15 protein-coding genes are annotated in these 22056 nt (G+C 69.7%); 10 read left to right on the top strand and 5 right to left on the bottom strand.

The features are described 5' to 3' along the window. Positions 1-26: 26 nt before the first annotated feature. Complete coding sequence (locus G6N48_RS15595) at positions 27-626, bottom strand: DinB family protein (protein WP_085271900.1); 600 nt, start codon at positions 624-626, stop codon at positions 27-29. A 50-nt stretch (positions 627-676) separates the two neighbouring features. On the opposite strand from G6N48_RS15595, the gene G6N48_RS15590 reads away from it, so the two are divergent. The 5 genes from G6N48_RS15590 to rplL all read left to right on the top strand — a co-directional run bounded on the left by G6N48_RS15590 (position 677) and on the right by rplL (position 7649). Further along, complete coding sequence (locus tag G6N48_RS15590) at positions 677-4867, top strand: glycoside hydrolase family 38 N-terminal domain-containing protein (protein WP_085271901.1); 4191 nt, start codon at positions 677-679, stop codon at positions 4865-4867. Beyond that, positions 4864-5481: a DUF7158 domain-containing protein gene (locus G6N48_RS15585; protein ID WP_085271902.1), complete on the top strand. Its 618-nt coding sequence runs from the start codon at positions 4864-4866 to the stop codon at positions 5479-5481. Before G6N48_RS15590 ends, G6N48_RS15585 begins: the two co-directional genes overlap by 4 nt. Before the next feature lie 5 nt (positions 5482-5486). After that, positions 5487-6401, top strand: coding sequence for an ROK family protein (locus G6N48_RS15580; protein ID WP_085271903.1), 915 nt, complete (start codon positions 5487-5489; stop codon positions 6399-6401). 259 nt (positions 6402-6660) lie between these two features. Then, on the top strand, positions 6661-7224 hold the full coding sequence (rplJ, locus tag G6N48_RS15575; protein WP_085271904.1) for a 50S ribosomal protein L10: 564 nt from the start codon (positions 6661-6663) through the stop codon (positions 7222-7224). A gap of 32 nt (positions 7225-7256) precedes the next feature. Then, entirely contained in the window at positions 7257-7649 is a 393-nt protein-coding gene (rplL, locus tag G6N48_RS15570) for a 50S ribosomal protein L7/L12 (protein WP_085271905.1), read from the top strand. Between the two features lie 53 nt (positions 7650-7702). Here the strand turns inward: rplL and G6N48_RS15565 are convergent, their stop codons facing one another. After that, positions 7703-8413 carry a TetR/AcrR family transcriptional regulator gene (locus G6N48_RS15565; RefSeq protein WP_085271906.1) on the bottom strand — a complete coding sequence of 237 codons (711 nt, stop codon included), beginning with the start codon at positions 8411-8413 and terminating at the stop codon, positions 7703-7705. 107 nt (positions 8414-8520) lie between these two features. Between G6N48_RS15565 and G6N48_RS15560 the strand changes: the two genes are divergently transcribed. From G6N48_RS15560 to G6N48_RS15540, 5 genes are all read left to right on the top strand, one after another. After that, on the top strand, positions 8521-10002 hold the full coding sequence (locus G6N48_RS15560) for a carotenoid oxygenase family protein (RefSeq protein ID WP_085271907.1): 1482 nt from the start codon (positions 8521-8523) through the stop codon (positions 10000-10002). A gap of 169 nt (positions 10003-10171) precedes the next feature. Continuing rightward, complete coding sequence (locus G6N48_RS15555) at positions 10172-11182, top strand: ABC transporter ATP-binding protein (RefSeq protein WP_085271908.1); 1011 nt, start codon at positions 10172-10174, stop codon at positions 11180-11182. 417 nt (positions 11183-11599) lie between these two features. Further along, entirely contained in the window at positions 11600-15115 is a 3516-nt protein-coding gene (gene rpoB / locus G6N48_RS15550; protein WP_139826027.1) for a DNA-directed RNA polymerase subunit beta, read from the top strand. 60 nt (positions 15116-15175) lie between these two features. Further along, a complete protein-coding gene (locus tag G6N48_RS15545; RefSeq protein WP_085271910.1) occupies positions 15176-19138 on the top strand; it encodes a DNA-directed RNA polymerase subunit beta' in 3963 nt (1320 codons plus the stop codon). A gap of 180 nt (positions 19139-19318) precedes the next feature. Then, positions 19319-19861 (top strand): hypothetical protein, encoded by a 543-nt coding sequence (locus G6N48_RS15540; protein ID WP_085271911.1) that lies wholly within the window; start codon positions 19319-19321, stop codon positions 19859-19861. Here G6N48_RS15540 and G6N48_RS15535 read toward each other — a convergent pair. The 3 genes from G6N48_RS15535 to G6N48_RS15525 are packed head-to-tail and all read right to left on the bottom strand — an operon-like array spanning position 19858 to position 22045. Continuing rightward, complete coding sequence (locus G6N48_RS15535; protein WP_139826028.1) at positions 19858-20472, bottom strand: hypothetical protein; 615 nt, start codon at positions 20470-20472, stop codon at positions 19858-19860. The genes G6N48_RS15540 and G6N48_RS15535 overlap by 4 nt on opposite strands. After that, on the bottom strand, positions 20469-21746 hold the full coding sequence (locus tag G6N48_RS15530) for a WXG100 family type VII secretion target (RefSeq protein WP_085271913.1): 1278 nt from the start codon (positions 21744-21746) through the stop codon (positions 20469-20471). Before G6N48_RS15530 ends, G6N48_RS15535 begins: the two co-directional genes overlap by 4 nt. Before the next feature lie 2 nt (positions 21747-21748). After that, complete coding sequence (locus G6N48_RS15525; protein WP_085271914.1) at positions 21749-22045, bottom strand: hypothetical protein; 297 nt, start codon at positions 22043-22045, stop codon at positions 21749-21751. Between the last annotated feature and the right edge of the window lie 11 nt (positions 22046-22056).

Here is a 22056-nt window from a genome sequence, read left to right as displayed (position 1 = left end):
CCCAGCAGTCTGCCAAACCGGACGTGTCAAGTCCCAATCGTCTGACCGGGCTCGGCACGCCCTTTCCAGGGCTGAACCCATCCCGGTATCGCCCAGCCCTCCCGCGCGGCGATCAGCTCGTACATGGTGGCGCCGTCGATGCTCTCCCGGACGATGTCGGCGTGACCGGCGTGCCTGGCCAGCTCGTTGATCACGTGCAGGATCACCCAGCGCACCGACCACGCCTTCTGGTTCTTCGGGAACCAGGGGATGTCCTGCGGCACGGGCACCGCGGCGTCGAGGTCGGCGGTCTCCACCAGTCGCAACGACTCCGCGTTCTGCGCCTCGAACGCCCGCAGCAGGCCGGCCAGCGTCTCGTCGGGGCCCATGACGTGCTGGTCGGCGTACTCCTTGGAGACCTGGTCGAACGGGCGGGGATCCGGCGCAGGCAGGTCCGGGGCGGCGGCGACCCGGTTCATCCAGCTGCGCTGCATGCCGGTGGCGTGCTTCACCAGGCCGCCGATCGACAGTGCGCTGACCGAGGGTGACGACCGGGCTTGTTCGTCGGTGAGGCCGTGGGAGACGGCGAAGTAGGCGCTCTGGTGGTAGGCCAGGTACTCGCGCAGGGCGCTGCGCTCGTCGGCCACGGGCGGGGCAAGTGCGGGCATTCGTCGATCGTTCCTCGTAAGGTGCGGTCATGCAGCTGGTTTCGGCGGAGTCCCCGGAACTGTTCGTCGGCCCGCCCGACGCGCCGCTGCAGCTGGCGCGCGTCACCGTGTCCGGGTGTGCCGAGCCCACCACGGTCCGCATCGACGGCGACGGGCTCAGCGGCGCAGCTGTGGCCCGGCCGGGTGGCGGCGTCATCGAGGTCCCGGTCGCCGTGCGGGACCCGCTCGTCGGTGAACGGCGGGCCGCGCGGGCCCACGCCGGCGACGCCCGGCTGCCGTTCGAGTTCACCGTCGCCGAGCCGGGCTGGACCATGTACATGGTCAGCCACTTCCACTACGACCCGGTCTGGTGGAACACCCAGGGCGCCTACACCAGCGAATGGACCGAGGACCCGCCGGGCCGGCAGACCAACGGCTTCGAACTGGTGCACGCGCACCTGGAGATGGCGCGCCGCGAACCCGAGTACAAGTTCGTGCTGGCCGAGGTCGACTACCTCAAGCCGTACTGGGACGCCCGCCCCGAAGACCGCGCCGACCTGCGCCGGCTCCTGGCCGAGGGCCGCGTCGAGGTGATGGGCGGCAGCTACAACGAACCCAACACCAACCTCACCAGCCCCGAGACCACGATCCGGAACCTGGTGCACGGCAGTGGCTTTCAACGCGACGTGCTGGGCGCCGACCCGGCCACCGCCTGGCAGCTCGACGTGTTCGGCCACGACCCGCAGTTCCCGGGGCTGGCCGCCGACGCCGGCCTGACGTCGAGTTCGTGGGCCCGCGGACCGCACCACCAGTGGGGCCCGGCGCAGGACGGTGACGTCGACCGCATGCAGTTCAGCAGCGAGTTCGAGTGGATCGCGCCGTCGGGTCGCGGCCTGCTCACCCATTACATGCCCGCCCACTACGGGGCGGGCTGGGGGATGGACTCCTCGGCGTCGCTGGCCGAGGCCGAGGCGGCCACCTATGCGCTGTTCGCACGGCTGAAGCGGGTCGCCCTGACCCGCAACGTGCTGCTGCCCGTCGGGACGGACTACACGCCGCCGAACAAATGGGTCACCGCGATCCACCGCGACTGGGCCGCGCGCTACACGTGGCCACGGTTCGTGTGCGCGATACCGCGAGACTTCTTCGCGGCGGTGCGTGCCGAGCTCTCGCAGGGCCGGCGCGCGCCGTCGCCGCAGACGCGCGACATGAACCCCATTTACACCGGCAAGGACGTGTCCTACATCGACACCAAGCAGGCCAACCGGGCCAGCGAGAACGCCGTGCTCGAGGCCGAGCGCTTCGCCGTGTTCGCCGCGTCGATGACCGGCGCGGACTACCCGCAGGCGGCCCTCGCCAAGGCGTGGGTGCAGTTGGCCTACGGCGCTCACCACGACGCCATCACCGGCTCGGAGTCCGACCAGGTCTACCTCGACCTGCTCACCGGCTGGCGCGACGCGTGGGAGCTGGGCCGCACCGCCCGCGACAACTCGCTCGCAGTGCTGTCCCGCGCCGCCGGCGGCGACGTCGTGGTGTGGAACCCGCTGAGCCACCGGCGGACCGACGTCGTGACCGCCCGCCTGGACCCCCCGCCGGCCGCGGCCGTGCGGGTGCTCGACGCCGACGGCGCCGAGGTGCCCGCGCACGTCGAGCACGGCGGCCGATCGGTCACCTGGTTGGCCCGCGACGTGCCGTCGCTGGGGTGGCGGTCCTACCGGCTGGTACCCGCGACCGAGTGCGCCGGCTGGGAACCGGCGCCCGGCCTGCGGATCGCCAACGAGCACTACCGGCTGGCGGTCGACCCTGTGCGCGGCGGGGGCGTGGCTTCGCTGCAACAGGGCGAGCGCGAGCTGATCGCCGACGGGCGGGTGGGCAACGAACTTGCCGTCTACGAGGAGTATCCGGCGCACCCGAGGCAGGGGGAGGGGCCGTGGCACCTACTGCCCAAGGGGCCGGTGGTGTGCTCGTCGGAGACGCCGGCGCGGGTGCAGGCCTTCCGGGGTCCGCTGGGTCAGCGGCTCGTGGTGCGCGGACGGGTCGGCACGCTGCTGCGCTACACCCAGACCCTGACGTTGTGGAACGGCGTCGCGCGCCTTGATTGCCGCACCACCATCGACGACTTCACCGGCGAAGACCGGTTGTTGCGCCTGCGTTGGCCGTGCCCGGTGCCGGGTGCCATGCCCGTCAGCGAGGTCGGGGACGCCGTCGTCGGGCGGGGCTTCGCCCTGCTGCACGACGGGCCGCGCTCGGTGGACACCGCGGTGCACCTGTGGACGCTGGACAACCCGGCCTACGGCTGGTTCGGCCTGTCCTCCACGGTCAGGGTCCGGGCCGGGACCGCGGATGACACGGCGCGGGCGGTGTCGGTGGCCGAGGTCGTGTCGCCCGACGAGACGCGGTCCGGGCCGCTGGCGCGAGAGCTGATGGTCGCACTGGTCCGCGCCGGCGTCACGGCCACGTGCAGCGGCGCCGAAAAACCACGCTACGGCCACCTCGCCGTCGACTCCAACCTGCCCGACGTGCGGATCGCGCTGGGCGGGCCCGCGCGCAATTCGTTCGCTAAAACCGTTCTCGCCCAAGCGGATCCGGTGTACACCCAAGAGCTTGAACACCAGCTGGCCGCCACGGGACGGGCCAGGGTCTGGGTGCCGGCCGCCGAAGAGTTCGGGTCGCTGGCCGACGTGTGGGTGCCGGGCGCCGACCTGCGTGCGCCGCGGGCGCTGCCCGTGCTGGTGGTCGACGGGCGCGACGCCGACGAGCTGCGCGCGGCCGTCGCCGACGTGGCCGGCGAGCTGGCCGCCGCCGAGATCGCCGTCGCGCAGCAAGCACCCGCGCAGCTGGGCCCCTTCGACGCCCGCACCGTTGCGCTGCTCAACCGCGGCGTGCCCAGCTTCGCCGTCGACACCGAGGGCACGCTGCACACGGCGCTGATGCGGTCCTGCACCGGATGGCCGTCCGGCACCTGGATCGACGGGCCGCGCCGCACCGCGCCCGACGGCTCCAATTTCGCGCTGCAGCACTGGACCCACGCCTTCGACTACGCGCTGGCGAGCGACGCGGGCGACTGGCGGCAAGCCGGAATCCCCGCCCGCAGTGCCGAGTTCTCCCAACCGCTGCTCGCCGTCGTTGCCGCCCGGCAACCCGGAACCCTGGCGCCCGTCGGGTCGCTGCTGCACGTCGACCCGGAGGGCCCGGTGCGGCTGGCGGCGCTCAAGGCCGCCGGCAACCCCCTGACGTCGGGCAGCGCCGCGCGGGTCACCCCGGCGAAGGTGGCCCTGCGGTTGGTGGAAACCAGCGGGCGGCACACCCGGGTGGCCGTGGGCTCGGCGCTGGGCGCGATCAGCGACCTGCGCGACGCCGACCTGCTGGAACGGCCGCGCGAGCACGCGGGTCCGCTCGCCCTGCACGGCTATCAGGTGGCCACGGCGCTGGCCCGGCTCGACATGCCCGCGATCGCCGGCGATTCCACCCCGTTGGCGCCGCTCGCCGAGGCCGCCCAGCCGCTCTACGCGCGGTACTGGCTGCACAATCGCGGCCCCGCACCCATGGGCGGGCTGCCCGCCGTCGCGCACCTGCACCCCCGCCTCGTGGCCGCCGACCCCGGCGGCGTGGTCGCGCTGCGCCTCACCGCGGCCAGCGACTGCCGCGACGCGGCGCTGGACGGGGAGGTGACCGTCGTCGGCCCGCCCGGCTGGCCGGTCATGCCCGGGGCGCTGCCGTTCACGCTGCCCAGCGGCGAGCACCGGGAGGCCGACGTGGTCGTGACTGTCCCGCCCCACACCCCGGCCGGGCTGTACCCGGTCCGGGCGCAGCTCCGCGTCACGGGGACCGGCGGGGCCGGCATCCCGCAAGCCTGGCGGCAGGTGGTCGAGGACGTGTGCGTGGTCTGCGTCGGCGGGGCCTCAACCGGGGCCGACCTCGCCGACCTGCTCTTCCTGGTCGGGGAACCCGCCGAGGTCACGGTGGCGGCCGGGGGCACGGCCCGGGTGACGGTCACGGTCGGCACCCGCGCCGGGGCCGACCTGGCCGCGGAGGCGCACCTCATCAGCCCCTGGGGCACGTGGGAGTGGACCGGCCCCGCCGCGCTCGGCGCGGTGCTGCCTGCCCGCGGCAGCGTCGAATTCGGCTTCGACGTGGCCCCGCCGGCCTGGCAGGATCCCGGTCAATGGTGGGCGCTGATCCGCGTCGGCTGCGCCGGCCGGCTGGTCTACTCGCCGGCGGTGAAGGTGACCGTCACATGAGTGCCGGCGTGGTGGCCACCGTCGCCGGGGCTCCCGTGCCGGTCGAGGAGGTCGACGCCGCCGAGGCGCGGTTGCGCGCCGGAGCGCTGGCGGCCACGCTGCCCGCGGCCGGCACCGGCGAGGGACGCCAACTGCGGCGCTGGCTGACCCAGCTGATCGTGACCCGGCGGCTGGTGGCCGCCGAGGCGGCCGCCCGCGGCCTGACCGGTCGCGACGCGCCCGCCGAGGCCCGGCTGATGCCCGACGCCGCCGCCCGGCTCGAGCTCGGCAGCGTCGCCGCGGCCGCTCTGGCCGATCCTCGCGCGCGGGCGCTGTTCGCCGAGGTCTCCGCGGCGGTCCGGGTGACCGACGACGACATCGCCGACTACCACGCCCGCAACCCGCTGCGGTTCGCCCGGCCGGGCCCCGGCCGCGGCGGCTGGCGGGACCCGTCGCCGGTGGGGCCCTCCCTGAACGAGGTGCGGGCGGACATCGCCGAACACCTGCGCGGCGCGGCGAGCCGGCGGGCGTTCCGGGTCTGGCTGGACGCGCGGCGGGCCGCGGTGGTCCGGCTCGCTCCCGGCTACGAACATCCCGGCGACCCGCGCCAGCCCGACAACACCCACCGGCACTGATCGGCATGCTCACTCTGTGCCTGGACATCGGTGGCACCAAGATTGCCGGCGGGTTGGCCGACCCGGCCGGCGAACTGGTGCACACCGCCGTGCGCCCGACCCCCGCCGGCACGGACGCCGAGCGGGTGTGGGACGCGGTCGCCGCGACCATCGACGACGTGCGGCGCGCGGCCGCCGAGCCCGTCGGCGCCGTCGGCGTCGCCTGCGCAGGGCCCGTCGACCTGCCCGAGGGAACCGTCAGCCCGATCAACATCAAGAGCTGGCAGCGCTTCCCGCTGCGCGACAGGGTCGCGGCGTCGATGCCCGGGGTGCCGGTGCGGCTGGGCGGCGACGGCATCTGCATGGCACTGGCCGAGCACTGGCGCGGCGCCGGACGCGGGTCGCGCTTCATGCTCGGCATGGTGGTGTCGACCGGCGTCGGCGGCGGCCTGGTGTTCGACGGGGTGCCCTACCCCGGGCGCACCGGCAACGCCGGCCACGTCGGGCACGTGGTGGTCGAGCAGGACGGCCGGGCGTGCACGTGCGGCGGCCACGGCTGCGTCGAGACCGTTGCGTCCGGGCCGTCGATGGTGCGCTGGGCGCGGGAGAACGGCTGGTCCGCGCCGCCCGGCGCGGGCGCCAGGGACCTCGCCGCCGCGGCGGCGGCCGGCGACCCGGTGGCGCAGAGCGCGTTCCACCGGGGTGCCACCGCGCTGGCGGCGACGATCGCCTCGGTGGCGGCGGTGTGTGACCTGAACCTCGTCGTCGTCGGCGGCGGCGTCGCCAATTCCGGCGGCGTGCTGTTCGACCCGTTGCGCGTCGCGCTGGGCGGCTACGCCGGGCTCGACTTCCTCGCCGGCCTGCGCGTGGTCACCGCCGGGCTCGGCGGCCGGGCCGGTCTGGTCGGCGCCGCGCGGCTCGCCGCGGTGGGCCCGGCATAGCCGAACACCGTTTTGGTGCAAAGCCCGGGGTGACGCTATCCTGATGGCCGATCCACCGAAGACCGTCGGTCACCGAGCAATCGGTCGAAGGTCCGGGAAACATCCCGGCGGCCCACGCAGGAGGACGAGGCAGACGCCGGTGCATGCCGGCGCTCGTTTAGACGCCCCGGCCGCTTCCTGCGCCGGGGCGTTCGTCGTTCTTCGGGTGATCACAGACGATAAATCTTTTCAAAGTTTGTTCCACCCCCAGGAGGTAGGCATGGCCAAGGCTGACAAGGCCACCGCCGTTGCGGACATCGCGGAGCAGTTCAAGGACGCGACCGCCACCTTGATCACCGAATACCGCGGGTTGACCGTGGCCAACCTTGCCGAGCTGCGCCGGTCGCTGAGCGGGGCGGCCACCTACTCGGTGGCCAAGAACACGCTGATCAAGCGCGCCGCCTCGGAGGCCGGAGTCGAGGGCCTCGACGAGCTGTTCGCCGGCCCGACGGCGATCGCGTTCGTCACCGGCGAGCCCGTCGACGCCGCCAAGGCCATCAAGACCTTCGCCAAGGAGCACAAGGCGCTGGTCATCAAGGGCGGCTACATGGACGGCCGCGCGCTCACGGTCGCCGAGGTCGAGCGCATCGCGGACCTCGAGTCCCGCGAGGTGCTGCTGGCCAAGCTGGCCGGCGCGATGAAGGGCAACCTCGCCAAGGCGGCCGGGTTGTTCAACGCACCCGCTTCTCAGGTCGCCCGCCTGGCGGCCGCGCTGCAGGAGAAGAAGGCTGCCGAGGCTCCGGTCCCGGCTGCTGCGACCGAGACACCGGCTGACGCCGAATAACCACAAACCTCTCATTAGGAAGGACCCACACCATGGCAAAGATGTCCACTGACGACCTGCTCGACGCGTTCAAGGAGATGACGCTGCTGGAGCTCTCCGACTTCGTCAAGAAGTTCGAGGAGACCTTCGAGGTCACCGCGGCCGCTCCGGTCGCCGTCGCCGCGGCCGGCCCCGCCGCCGGTGGCGCCGCCGCCGAGGCCGCCGAGGAGCAGTCGGAGTTCGACGTCATCCTCGAGGCCGCCGGCGACAAGAAGATCGGCGTCATCAAGGTGGTCCGCGAGATCGTCTCCGGCCTGGGCCTCAAGGAGGCCAAGGACCTCGTCGACGGCGCGCCCAAGCCGCTGCTGGAGAAGGTCGCCAAGGAAGCCGCCGAGGAGGCCAAGACCAAGCTCGAGGCCGCCGGCGCCACCGTCACCGTCAAGTAGTTCTCTTTCGCGACAGCCCCCGGAACCGCCGGTTTCGGGGGCTGTCGTGCGCCTCAGGGCGCGCCGGCCTGACCCCGCAGCGACCGGGTCACCGCATCGGGTGAGTCACCCAGCGCGACAAGCAGATTCGAGGTCATCGCGACGAGCACCGGCCCGACGGCGGCGCCGTCCTCGCCGTAGTGGCCGGCCAGCTCGAGCATCACGAACCCGTGGATCAACGCCCAGAACTGGGCCGCGGTGGCCACCACCTTTTCGTCCGAATCGGCTCGATCGTCGGGATCCGCGGGCCGCCCGGTACCGATCCGGCCACCCAGCACGCAGCGGTGCACCGCGTGCACCACGTGCGCGAAGCTGGGGTAGCGCTGCTCGATCTCGGGGATCGTCAGCGTCAGGACGTTGGTCGCGGGCGCGTTGATGCCGTGGGCGCTGGTGCTGCCGAACATCAGCCGGTACATGTGCGGGCGCTCGATCGCATAACGCCGGTACGCCGCGCCGAGGGCGAACAGGTCGGCGACCGGGTCGGCGGTCCGGGGCACGCTCAGCGCAGCGTCGAATTGCCGCAGGCCCTCCGCGGCGACCTCCGCGATCAGGCCGCGCATCCCGCCGAAGTGGGTGTACACCGCCATCGTCGAGGTGCCCGCAGCCCCCGCGACCTTCCGGGTCTGCAGCGCGTCGGGGCCGTCCGCGTGCAGCAGTTCGACCGCGGCGGACAGCATCTCCTCGCGGACGCTGCGCTGCTCGTCCGGGAGCAACTGCGACGACATCTCTCCGGGCACCTCCTCATCACCCCGTCGAACCGACCCTTGCCATCTTCTCATCGAGGGCGTAGGTTCGCGATAACGGCGTAATAACAATGTTATAGGAGCTCAGAGTGACGACCACGCAGACCCGCGGCATCGGCAACCCGTACCTGGAAGGCTTCCTCGCGCCGGTCAACACCGAAGTGACCGCGCACGACCTGCCCGTCACCGGCCACATCCCGGAACACCTCGACGGGCGCTACCTGCGCAACGGGCCCAACCCGGCCGCCGAGGTCGACCCGGCCACCTACCACTGGTTCAGCGGTGACGGCATGGTGCACGGGGTCGCCCTCGGAGGCGGCCAGGCCCGTTGGTACCGCAACCGCTGGGTGCGCAGCCTGTCGGCGGCGGCCGCCCTCGGCGAGACGCCGCCCGCCCGGCTCGACCCCCGCGCGGGCATGCTGAGCATGGGCGCCAACACCAGCGTGCTCGGCCACGCCGGGAAGACCCTGGCCCTGGTGGAAGGCGGCGTCGCCAACTACGAACTGACCGACGAACTGGACACCGTCGGCACCTGCGACTTCGACGGCACACTGGCCGGTGGTTACACGGCGCATCCGCACCGCGACCCGCGGACCGGCGAACTGCATGCGGTGTCCTATTCCTTCGCGCGCGGGCGCACCGTCCAGTACTCGGTGATCGACACGCGGGGCCGGGCCCGGCGCACGGTCGACATCACGGTCGGCGGGTCGCCGATGATGCACGACTTCTCGCTGACCGACAAATATGTGGTGATCTACGACCTGCCGGTCACCTTCGACCCCATGCAGGCGCTGCCGACGCGGATGCCGCCGTGGTCGCGGCTGCCGGCCCGGCTGGCGATGCAGTCGCTGATCGGACGCGTCCGGGTGCCGGGCCCCATCACCGCGCGGATGAACCGCGACCCGAAGCACTCCGACCGGATGCCCTACGCGTGGAACCCGCGCTACCCGGCGCGGATCGGCGTGATGCCGCGCGAGGGCGGCGACAAAGACGTGCGCTGGTTCGACATCGAACCCTGCTACGTCTACCACCCGCTGAACGCGTACTCCGAGGTCCGCGACGGTTCGGAGATCCTGGTCCTCGACGTCGTGCGCTACTCGCGGATGTTCGACAGGGACCGGCGCGGTCCCGGGGACACCCCGCCGACGCTGGACCGCTGGACGGTCGACCTGACCACCGGCAAGGTCACCAGCGAATGCCGCGACGACCGGCCGCAGGAGTTCCCGCGGATCAACGAAACCCTGCTCGGCGGTCGCCACCGGTACGGCTACACCGTCGGCGCCAGCTTCGCGGGCGCCGCCTCCGCCCTGTACAAGCACGACTACGCGACCGGGTCCAGCGCGGTCGCCCCCCTCGACCCCGACGTCGTGATCGGTGAGGTGTCCTTCGTGCCGAATCCCGGAGCGGGCGCCGAGGACGACGGCGTTCTGCTGGGCTTCGGCCACCACCGGGGCCGCGACGAGGGGCAGCTGCTGATGCTCGACGCGCAGACCCTCGAGTCGGTGGCCACGGTGCACCTGCCACAGCGGGTGCCGCTGGGATTCCACGGAAACTGGGCGCCCACGGGTTAGTACGCGCGTCCAATAGTGGCCTCCGCCGCAGGACCGCGAAATCTCAGGTCGGCCACTTTTTGCGGGCTGTGCCGCGCAACCCCGATGCCCTGCGTCGAGCGTGCGCTACAGTGACTCATGCCACACAAAAGGGCAGGTGGCGGGCACGTGCGTCAACGGAAGGATCCCCATGGGCGTCGCTATTGAGGTCAACGGGCTGACAAAGTCCTTCGGGCCGTCCCGGATTTGGGAAGACGTGACGATGGAGATTCCCGCGGGGGAGGTGAGCGTTCTCCTGGGCCCGTCGGGTACCGGAAAGTCGGTGTTCTTGAAGTCGCTCATCGGCCTGCTGCGCCCGGAGCGCGGCTCGATCGTCATCGACGGCACCGACATCCTCGAGTGCTCGGCCAAGGAGCTCTACGAGATCCGCACGCTGTTCGGCGTCATGTTCCAGGACGGCGCGCTGTTCGGATCGATGAACCTGTTCGACAACGCGGCCTTCCCGTTGCGCGAGCACACCAAGAAGAAGGAAGGCGAGATCCGTGACATCGTCATGGAGAAGCTGTCGTTGGTGGGCCTGGGCGGCGACGAGAAGAAGTTCCCCGGTGAGATCTCCGGCGGTATGCGCAAGCGCGCCAGCCTGGCCCGCGCCCTCGTCCTCGACCCGCAGATCATCCTGTGCGACGAGCCCGACTCCGGTCTGGACCCGGTCCGCACCGCCTACCTGAGCCAGCTGATCCTCGACATCAACGCCCAGATCGACGCCACCGTGCTGATCGTCACGCACAACATCAACATCGCCCGCACCGTGCCGGACAACATGGGCATGCTCTTCCGCCGCAAGTTGGTCATGTTCGGCCCGCGTGAGGTGCTGCTGACCAGCGATGAGCCGGTCGTGCGGCAGTTCCTCAACGGCCGCCGCATCGGCCCGATCGGCATGTCGGAGGAGAAGGACGAGGCGACCATGGCCGAGGAGCAGGCGGCCCTCGAAGCCGGTCAGCACGCGGGTGGCGTGGAAGAGATCGAAGGGGTGCCCCCGCAGATCGTCGCGTCGCCGGGGATGCCGGAGCGCAAGGCCGTCGCCCGCCGGCAGGCGCGGGTGCGCGAGATCTTGCACACGCTGCCGCAGAAGGCCCAGACGGCGATCCTCGACGACCTCGAGGGAACCCACAAGTACCGCGCGCACGAGTTCGGCGACTAGGCGCATCCGAAGTGCCCGCGCATGCTGCGATCCCGGGAAGTCGGCGATAACTTGGCGTAACTTGGCGGCCCGCCCTCTTGACGACGCGGCCTAAACGGGTCAATGTGTGAGGCAGCATGTCTCCAGCGGAACGTCGGAATGCCAGCCAGCGTCGATACTCCTGGGAGCACAATGCTGGGCAGTTGAGGAATGCGCCGTCCTGCGCTATTGTTGGACGTTGCGCTGGCTACCTCCTGCCCACCTCACCCGCCACTGACACCGTGGTCTTAGCCTGAGCCCCTGTTTGCAGCTCGGTCTATTCAGTTGCGCGCGTGAGATACGGACAGTTCGTTCGCCGGCCAAACCGACACAATTCGCGGCGAACGGGCCGGTCGCACCGGCCCTCGTGAGTCGCACGAGGTGCTGGAAGGATGCATCTTGGCAGATTTCCGCCAGAGCAAGACGGACCGCCCACATAGTTCCTCTAACGGAAGTTCCTCAAACGGTTCCGTGCCCGGGGCGCCCAACCGGGTTTCGTTCGCCAAGCTCCGCGAACCGCTCGAGGTCCCGGGGTTGCTCGACGTTCAGACCGACTCCTTCGAGTGGTTGATCGGTTCGGCCGGCTGGCGCGAGCGGGCCGTGGAGCGCGGCGAGGTCGACCCCAAGGGCGGCCTCGAAGAGGTGTTGGACGAGCTGTCGCCCATCGAGGACTTCTCCGGCTCCATGTCGCTGTCGTTCTCCGATCCCCGTTTCGACGAGGTCAAGGCGCCGGTCGACGAGTGCAAAGACAAGGACATGACGTACGCGGCCCCGCTGTTCGTCACGGCCGAGTTCATCAACAACAACACCGGTGAGATCAAGAGCCAGACGGTGTTCATGGGTGACTTCCCGATGATGACCGAGAAGGGCACCTTCATCATCAACGGGACCGAGCGCGTGGTCGTCAGCCAGCTGGTGCGCTCGCCCGGTGTCTACTTCGACGAGACCATCGACAAGTCCACCGAGAAGCTGCTGCACAGCGTCAAGGTGATCCCCAGCCGGGGCGCCTGGCTGGAGTTCGACATCGACAAGCGCGACACCGTCGGCGTGCGCATCGACCGCAAGCGGCGGCAGCCGGTCACGGTGCTGCTCAAGGCGCTCGGGTGGACCAACGAGCAGATCTCCGAGCGGTTCGGTTTCTCCGAGATCATGATGTCGACGCTGGAGCGGGACCCCACCGCCGGCACCGACGAGGCCCTGCTGGACATCTACCGCAAGCTGCGTCCGGGCGAGCCGCCCACCAAGGAGTCCGCGCAGACGCTGCTGGAGAACCTGTTCTTCAAGGAGAAGCGCTACGACCTGGCCCGGGTGGGCCGGTACAAGGTCAACAAGAAGCTCGGCCTGCACGCGGGCGAGCCGATCACGTCGTCGACCCTGACCGAGGAAGACGTCGTCGCGACCATCGAGTACCTGGTCCGCCTGCACGAGGGTCAGCCGATGATGACCGTTCCCGGCGGCGTCGAGGTCCCGGTGGAGACCGACGACATCGACCACTTCGGCAACCGCCGGTTGCGCACGGTCGGCGAGCTGATTCAGAACCAGATCCGGGTCGGCATGTCCCGGATGGAGCGCGTGGTCCGCGAGCGGATGACGACCCAGGACGTCGAGGCGATCACGCCGCAGACGCTGATCAACATCCGGCCGGTGGTCGCAGCCATCAAGGAGTTCTTCGGCACCAGCCAGCTCTCGCAGTTCATGGACCAGAACAACCCGCTGTCGGGGCTCACCCACAAGCGCCGGCTGTCGGCGCTGGGGCCCGGCGGTCTGTCGCGTGAGCGCGCCGGGCTGGAGGTCCGCGACGTGCACCCGTCGCACTACGGCCGGATGTGCCCGATCGAGACCCCGGAGGGTCCCAACATCGGTCTGATCGGCTCGCTGTCGGTGTACGCGCGGGTCAACCCGTTCGGGTTCATCGAGACGCCGTACCGCAAGGTCGTCGACGGCGTGGTCACCGACGAGATCGAGTACCTGACCGCCGACGAGGAGGACCGCCACGTCGTGGCGCAGGCCAACTCGCCGCTGGCCGACGACGGCCGGTTCGCCGAGGCGCGCGTCCTGGTCCGCCGCAAGGCGGGCGAGGTCGAATACGTGCCATCGTCCGAGGTCGACTACATGGACGTCTCGCCGCGCCAGATGGTGTCGGTGGCCACGGCCATGATCCCGTTCCTCGAGCACGACGACGCCAACCGTGCCCTGATGGGCGCCAACATGCAGCGCCAGGCGGTTCCGCTGGTACGCAGCGAGGCGCCGCTGGTGGGCACCGGCATGGAGTTGCGCGCGGCGATCGACGCCGGCGACGTGGTCGTGGCGGAGAAGGCCGGGGTGATCGAGGAGGTCTCCGCCGACTACATCACCGTGATGGCCGACGACGGCAGCCGGCACACCTACCGGATGCGCAAGTTCGCGCGCTCCAACCACGGCACGTGCGCCAACCAGTCGCCGATCGTGGACGCGGGTGACCGCGTCGAGGCGGGCCAGGTCATCGCCGACGGCCCGTGCACCGAGAACGGCGAGATGGCGCTGGGCAAGAACCTGCTCGTGGCGATCATGCCGTGGGAGGGCCACAACTACGAGGACGCGATCATCCTCTCCAACCGCCTGGTCGAAGAGGACGTGCTCACCTCGATCCACATCGAGGAACACGAGATCGACGCCCGTGACACGAAACTGGGCGCCGAGGAGATCACCCGCGACATCCCCAACGTGTCCGACGAGGTGCTCGCCGACCTCGACGAGCGCGGCATCGTGCGCATCGGTGCCGAGGTTCGTGACGGCGACATCCTGGTCGGCAAGGTCACCCCGAAGGGGGAAACCGAGCTGACCCCGGAGGAGCGGCTGCTGCGCGCGATCTTCGGCGAGAAGGCGCGCGAGGTCCGCGACACGTCTCTGAAGGTGCCGCACGGTGAGTCCGGCAAGGTCATCGGCATCCGGGTGTTCTCCCGCGAGGACGACGACGAGCTGCCCGCCGGCGTCAACGAGCTGGTCCGCGTGTACGTGGCCCAGAAGCGCAAGATCTCCGACGGCGACAAGCTGGCCGGACGGCACGGCAACAAGGGCGTCATCGGCAAGATCCTGCCGGTCGAGGACATGCCCTTCATGCCCGACGGCACCCCGGTGGACATCATCCTGAACACCCACGGTGTGCCCCGACGGATGAACATCGGCCAGATCCTCGAGACCCACCTCGGGTGGGTCGCCAAGGCCGGCTGGAACATCGACGTGGCCGGCGGGACGCCGGACTGGGCGGCCAACCTCCCCGAGGACCTGCTGCACGCCGAGTCGAACTCGATCGTGTCGACCCCGGTGTTCGACGGCGCCAAGGAGGAGGAGCTGCAGGGCCTGCTGGGCTCGACGCTGCCCAACCGCGACGGCGACGTGCTGGTCAACGGCGACGGCAAGGCGGTGCTCTTCGACGGGCGCAGCGGTGAGCCGTTCCCGTACCCGGTGACGGTCGGCTACATGTACATCATGAAGCTGCACCACCTGGTGGACGACAAGATCCACGCCCGTTCCACCGGGCCGTACTCGATGATCACCCAGCAGCCGCTGGGCGGTAAGGCGCAGTTCGGTGGCCAGCGGTTCGGTGAGATGGAGTGCTGGGCCATGCAGGCCTACGGCGCCGCGTACACGCTGCAGGAGCTGTTGACCATCAAGTCCGACGACACCGTCGGCCGGGTCAAGGTGTACGAGGCGATCGTCAAGGGCGAGAACATCCCCGAGCCCGGCATCCCCGAGTCGTTCAAGGTGCTGCTCAAGGAGCTGCAGTCGCTGTGCCTCAACGTCGAGGTGCTCTCCAGCGACGGCGCGGCGATCGAGCTGCGCGAAGGCGAGGACGAGGACCTGGAAAGGGCTGCGGCGAACCTGGGAATCAACCTGTCCCGCAACGAATCTGCGTCTGTAGAGGACCTGGCTTAGCGGCAACGCGAAAGCCGGCGTCTTATTGGTAACCAAACCCGCAAGGGGAAAGGGAGTTACGTGCTCGACGTCAACTTCTTCGATGAACTCCGTATCGGCCTGGCCACAGCGGAGGACATCAGGCAATGGTCTTACGGCGAGGTCAAGAAGCCGGAGACGATCAACTACCGCACGCTGAAGCCCGAGAAGGACGGCCTGTTCTGCGAGAAGATCTTCGGACCGACCCGCGACTGGGAGTGCTACTGCGGTAAGTACAAGCGCGTCCGCTTCAAGGGCATCATCTGTGAGCGGTGCGGTGTCGAGGTGACCCGCGCCAAGGTGCGCCGCGAGCGGATGGGCCACATCGAACTCGCCGCTCCGGTCACCCACATCTGGTACTTCAAGGGCGTGCCGTCGCGGTTGGGCTACCTGCTGGACCTGGCGCCGAAGGACCTCGAGAAGATCATCTACTTCGCCGCGTACGTGATCACCGCGGTCGACGACGAGATGCGCCACAACGAGCTCTCGACGCTCGAGGCCGAGATGATGGTCGAGCGCAAGGCCGTCGAGGACCAGCGCGACGCCGACCTCGAGGCACGCGCGCAGAAGCTGGAGGCCGACCTGGCCGAGCTCGAGGCCGAGGGCGCGAAAGCCGATGCGCGCCGCAAGGTTCGCGACGGCGGCGAGCGCGAGATGCGTCAGCTGCGCGACCGGGCCCAGCGCGAGCTCGACCGGCTCGAGGACATCTGGAGCACCTTCACCAAGCTGGCCCCCAAGCAGCTGATCGTGGACGAGAACCTCTATCGCGAGCTGCAGGACCGTTACGGCGAGTACTTCACCGGCGCCATGGGTGCCGAGTCGATCCAGAAGCTCATCGAGAACTTCGACATCGACGCCGAGGCCGACTCGCTGCGCGAGGTGATCCGCAGCGGCAAGGGGCAGAAGAAGCTTCGCGCCCTCAAGCGCCTCAAAGTCGTTGCGGCATTCCAGCAGTCGGGCAACTCGCCGATGGGCATGGTGCTCGACGCGGTTCCGGTGATCCCGCCGGAGCTGCGCCCGATGGTGCAGCTCGACGGTGGCCGGTTCGCCACGTCCGACCTGAACGACCTGTACCGCCGCGTGATCAACCGCAACAACCGGCTCAAGAGGCTGATCGACCTCGGTGCTCCCGAGATCATCGTCAACAACGAGAAGCGGATGCTGCAGGAGTCCGTCGACGCGCTGTTCGACAACGGCCGTCGCGGCCGCCCGGTCACCGGGCCGGGTAACCGCCCGCTGAAGTCGCTGTCCGACCTGCTCAAGGGCAAGCAGGGCCGGTTCCGGCAGAACCTGCTCGGCAAGCGTGTCGACTACTCGGGCCGTTCGGTCATCGTGGTCGGCCCACAGCTCAAGCTGCACCAGTGCGGTCTGCCCAAGCTGATGGCCCTCGAGCTGTTCAAACCGTTCGTGATGAAGCGGCTCGTCGATCTCAACCACGCGCAGAACATCAAGAGCGCCAAGCGAATGGTGGAGCGGCAGCGTCCCCAGGTGTGGGATGTCCTCGAAGAGGTCATCGCCGAGCACCCGGTGCTGCTGAACCGCGCGCCGACGCTGCACCGCCTCGGCATCCAGGCCTTCGAGCCGATGCTGGTGGAAGGCAAGGCCATTCAGCTGCACCCGCTGGTGTGTGAGGCGTTCAACGCCGACTTCGACGGCGACCAGATGGCGGTGCACCTGCCGCTGTCCGCCGAGGCGCAGGCCGAGGCCCGAATCCTGATGCTGTCCTCGAACAACATCCTGTCGCCGGCGTCGGGCCGCCCGCTGGCCATGCCGCGTCTGGACATGGTCACCGGGCTGTACTTCCTGACCACCGAGGTCGAGGGCGACAAGGGCGAGTACCGGCCGGCCGCCGGCGACCAGCCGGAGGTGGGCGTGTACTCCTCGCCGGCCGAGGCGATCATGGCCTCGGACCGCGGCGTGCTGTCGGTGCGGGCCAAGATCAAGGTGCGGCTGACGCAGTTGCGTCCGCCGGCCGAGGTCGAGGCCGAGTTGTTCGGTGCGAACGGCTGGCACCCGGGTGAGGCCTGGATGGCCGAGACCACGCTGGGTCGCGTGCTGTTCAACGAGCTACTGCCGCACGGCTATCCGTTCGTGAACAAGCAGATGCACAAGAAGGTGCAGGCCGCCATCATCAACGACCTGGCCGAGCGCTACCCGATGATCGTCGTGGCGCAGACCGTCGACAAGCTCAAGGACGCCGGGTTCTACTGGGCGACCCGCAGCGGTGTGACGGTCTCGATGGCCGACGTGCTGGTGCCGCCCCGCAAGAAGGAGATCCTCGACCACTACGAGGAGCGGGCCGAGAAGGTCGAAAAGCAGTTCCAGCGTGGCGCGTTGAACCACGACGAGCGCAACGAGGCGCTGGTGGAGATCTGGAAGGAAGCCACCGACGAGGTCGGTCAGGCGCTCCGCGAGCACTACCCCAGCGACAACCCGATCATCACGATCGTCGACTCGGGTGCCACGGGTAACTTCACCCAGACCCGGACCCTGGCCGGCATGAAGGGGCTGGTGACCAACCCGAAGGGTGAGTTCATCCCGCGTCCGGTCAAGTCGTCGTTCCGCGAGGGCCTGACCGTGCTGGAGTACTTCATCAACACCCACGGCGCTCGAAAGGGCTTGGCGGACACCGCTCTTCGTACCGCCGACTCGGGTTACCTGACCCGTCGTCTGGTGGACGTGAGCCAGGACGTCATCGTCCGCGAGCACGACTGCGAGACCGAGCGCGGCATCATCGTCGAGCTCGCCGAGCGTCAGACCGCCGCCGATGGCACGGCCACGCTGATCCGCGACCCGTACATCGAAACCTCGGCGTACGCGCGGACTCTGGGTGCCGACGCGGTCGACGAGGCGGGCAACGTGGTCGTCGCGCGCGGCGAAGATCTGGGTGACCCGGAGATCGACGCGCTGCTGGCTGCGGGTATCACGCAGGTCAAGGTCCGTTCGGTGCTGACGTGCACCACCGGCACCGGCGTCTGCGCGACCTGCTACGGGCGGTCCATGGCCACCGGCAAGCTGGTGGACATCGGCGAGGCCGTGGGTATCGTCGCGGCCCAGTCGATCGGTGAGCCGGGCACGCAGCTGACCATGCGCACCTTCCACCAGGGTGGTGTCGGTGAGGACATCACCGGCGGTCTGCCGCGTGTGCAGGAGCTGTTCGAGGCCCGCGTGCCGCGCGGCAAGGCGCCGATCGCCGACGTCACCGGCCGGGTGCATCTCGAGGACGGCGAGCGCTTCTACAAGATCACCATCGTTCCCGACGACGGGGGCGAGGAGGTCGTGTACGACAAGCTCTCCAAGCGGCAGCGGCTGCGGGTGTTCAAGCACGAGGACGGTTCCGAGCGGGTGCTCTCCGACGGCGACCACGTCGAGGTGGGCCAGCAGCTGATGGAGGGCTCGGCCGACCCGCACGAGGTGCTGCGCGTGCAGGGCCCCCGCGAGGTGCAGATCCACCTGGTCCGCGAGGTCCAGGAGGTCTACCGCGCACAGGGTGTGTCCATCCACGACAAGCACATCGAGGTGATCGTCCGCCAGATGCTGCGCCGCGTCACCATCATCGACTCGGGCGCCACGGAGTTCCTGCCCGGCTCGCTGATCGACCGCGCGGATTTCGAGGCGGAGAACCGTCGGGTCGTGGCCGAGGGCGGCGAGCCCGCCGCCGGGCGTCCGGTCCTGATGGGGATCACGAAGGCGAGCCTGGCCACCGACTCGTGGCTGAGCGCGGCGTCGTTCCAGGAGACCACGCGGGTGCTGACCGATGCGGCGATCAACTGCCGCAGCGACAAGCTGCAGGGTCTGAAGGAGAACGTGATCATCGGAAAGCTGATCCCGGCCGGTACCGGCATCAACCGGTACCGCAACATCCAGGTGCAGCCCACCGAAGAGGCCCGGGCCGCTGCGTACACGATCCCGTCCTACGAGGATCAGTACTACAGCCCCGACTTCGGCCAGGCGACCGGAGCCGCGGTTCCGCTGGACGACTACGGTTACAGCGACTACCGCTAGATCGACGACGAAGCCCCGGGGTGTCCGCGCCCCGGGGCTTTTCGTTTGCCCCCGAGTGTGCGGCCAGCCGCACACTCGGCGCCGAGTGTGCGGCCAGCCTCACATTCGAGAGTGCGTAACGGTGGCTTGCGCACCGGCAAAATTCCGCGTGTGCTTAGGGGCCGAAGGAGGTGGGAAGCGATGCGAGAACCGGCCGATGCCGGCCCGGCCGCTGTGCCGGTCGAGGAGCGGTTGAGATACCAGGGCGAGGTCTTCATCAACTTTCGCAACCACACCTACCAGTGGGTCAGCCTCAAGCTGTTCGCGCTGCCGGCCGATGTCGACGACTACACGGTGTTGAGGCTGCTTATCGGTCACATCCGCTACCGCGACAGCTACGGCGGCACGGGCGACAAGGACATGGAAACCATCCACGGGCCGTATTGGCTGTACGCCATTGCGCCGGAGGTCTTTTCGCCTGTCTCCGCCATCGATGCCGAGACGTTGATTCGCACGTGGGCCGAGTACGCGGCACCGCTTCCCGATGGTCGTCGCGACGAGATGGAGCGGGAGTTGTATCCGCGGATCCGAAACGCGACAAGCCGATACCAGTTGCCGGACCTGCGCGATGCCGCCGAACACGACTGGGGTGGCTCAGTTGGCGCGGTGACGGGTTTCTTCGAGTTCGTGCTGATCGACCGCCGCGCGGGCAGTGTGGCACTGGTGATCGCCAGCGACGACTAGCTCCCGCCGTCCCCGCCGACGAGTGCGGCAATGAGCCCGTGGTGCACCGCCTCGCTGAGCTGGGCAACGTCCCCGTTCAGCCGGGCGCGGCATGCGGCATCGACGAAGAGGCTGTGGACAAAAAGTCGACTCCCGTGCGGCCGCTCGGAACCGGCGACATAGGTGCTCTGCTGAATCCATACCCTCCGGCCGCGAATTGTGGCGCTGCCGCTGGCGCGGAGTGCTGCCGCCCGTTGGATTGCAGGCATGGGCAACGCTTTGACGGCGACGTGGGTGGCGTTGAGATCGCGCAACACGCCATCGGCGTTGTGGAACACGTCGTAGAAGACCGGCCAACCGGTGTAGCCGAACACGCTGATCGTGTCGGCGGCCTCCCATTCGCCGTCACCAAGCGATCCCTGTACCGCTATGCGCACCAGTGGTGGTTCCGGGTTGTCGGGGAGCTCGAGTAGTTGCCAGCCCGTCGGGATGCTCAATTGCCGCACCGACTCTGGTATCTCCGCCGCAGACAAGGCGACAACGTCTTCGATGTCTTCATCCTCGGCAAGCGCTTCGAGCAGTGAGGACGCTGGCAGCGGCTGCCAGCGCTGTGAGGGAGACGATGCGGTCATGGCGCCGCCGCCTCGCCACCCTGCCCGCCCCCGGACAGGATCGTCCACACCAGAACTCCGCCGACCACCACCCAGCCGAACACGGCCTTACCTCCCTCGCTGAGATCGTGGCCGACCTGCGGCAGCCACGACTGGCCACCCGGCGGCGACGGCGCCGGATGAGGAACCGGTGATGCCGGCGGGTCCGGCTGATCCCAGCCAAACACAGGCGGCTGCTGCACCGGGCTCAGGGTGAAACCCGGCGGCGAAGGGTTCTGCAACCACGGCGGCAGGGGCGCCGGATGACCCGGCGATGGCGGCACCGGCGCGATCCGTGGGTGATCGAGCACCGGGGGCAGCGCGGGTGGGTCATCGACGAAGGGCAGCGGCAAGTGCACCTTGGGGTTCTTCCCAGAGCCGGGTGTGACCACCTCGATGGTCGGTCCACCCGACTCGCTGTCCGGCCGCAGGTCGATTTCGGTCCCGTCGGGCAGGACCTTCCGCGCGGTATCGCCGCGTGGCGGCAAGTCGCCGGCGCCTTTTGTCAGCCAGTCCCAGAAATCCTTGATCTCCTCCGGAGTTTCCAGTTCCCGAATCGGCCTATTTCTGCCTTTGGGCAACTGCCGCAATACTTTTCGGATGTCCTCCAAGGTCTTCGGCGTCGGCAGGTTTTTCCAGGGCGGGTCCGCCCCCGGATTGGTCGGCGGCGCCGGGTCTTGCTTGAACGTGTGGTTGTCGAGGCCGTGAACCTCGGGTCTACGCGCGGGCGTCTGCGGGAAGGTGTCGCGGATCCCGGCGACCGCCGCGGTGACCCGCCCCGCGACCTGTTGGTCCAGGGCGACCAGTTGCGCGGCGCGCCGGCGGATGTCGGCGGCGAGGGCCTCCGCCTGGGCTTCGCGGGCCGCGCGGTGCGCAGCCGGTCCGCCCGCGGAGCGGTCGACGACCGACATCTCCTCGTCGACGTCGAACCCGGCCGCGTTGGCGTCTCGCACCGCGTGCCGCAGCCGCGAGCGGGCCGCATGCAGGTCCGAGACACCGCCGCGGGCTGTCTTGGCGGCCGCCTGCAACTGGTCGGCCACCCCGCTGGTCGCCCTCATGTCCGTGTGCGCCGCCGCCCGCAACGCCTCGGCGCCCTGACCCTGCCAATCGACCGACAGCGCGTCACGCCAAACCTGATGGGCCACCCCGTAGCTGCGCGCGCCGGCGGCCTCCCAGTGATCGGCGGCCTCGGTGAGGTGTTCGGTGGGCCAGGACAACAGCTGGGAGAGGTCCGGAGATGCCGCGACCGTGGCCATGACTACACGCCGCTCATCCGCGGCGCCACCACCAGCATCTGGTCGACCGCGTCGGCCTCGTTGGCGAGATAGCCGGAGTCGGCCACGCCGACACGGGCCGAGTGCGCGCCCACCCGGCCGGCCAGCGACGCGATGAAGGCGGCGACCTCCGCGTGCGCCGCGCTGACGGCGGCCGCGCTGGGCTGGCACGACAGTCCCGCCTCCGCCGGTGTGACGGTCTCGCTCAGCTCGCCGGCCGCCGCGCCCCACCGAGTGGCCATCGCCCGCACAGCGGCCGTATCCACGCGCAGCGGCTGCATGGGCGCAAGTC

This window comes from Mycobacterium parmense (assembly GCF_010730575.1).
Classification (GTDB): Bacteria; Actinomycetota; Actinomycetes; order Mycobacteriales; family Mycobacteriaceae; genus Mycobacterium; species Mycobacterium parmense.
This window is presented reverse-complemented; position numbering and strand designations above follow the sequence as displayed.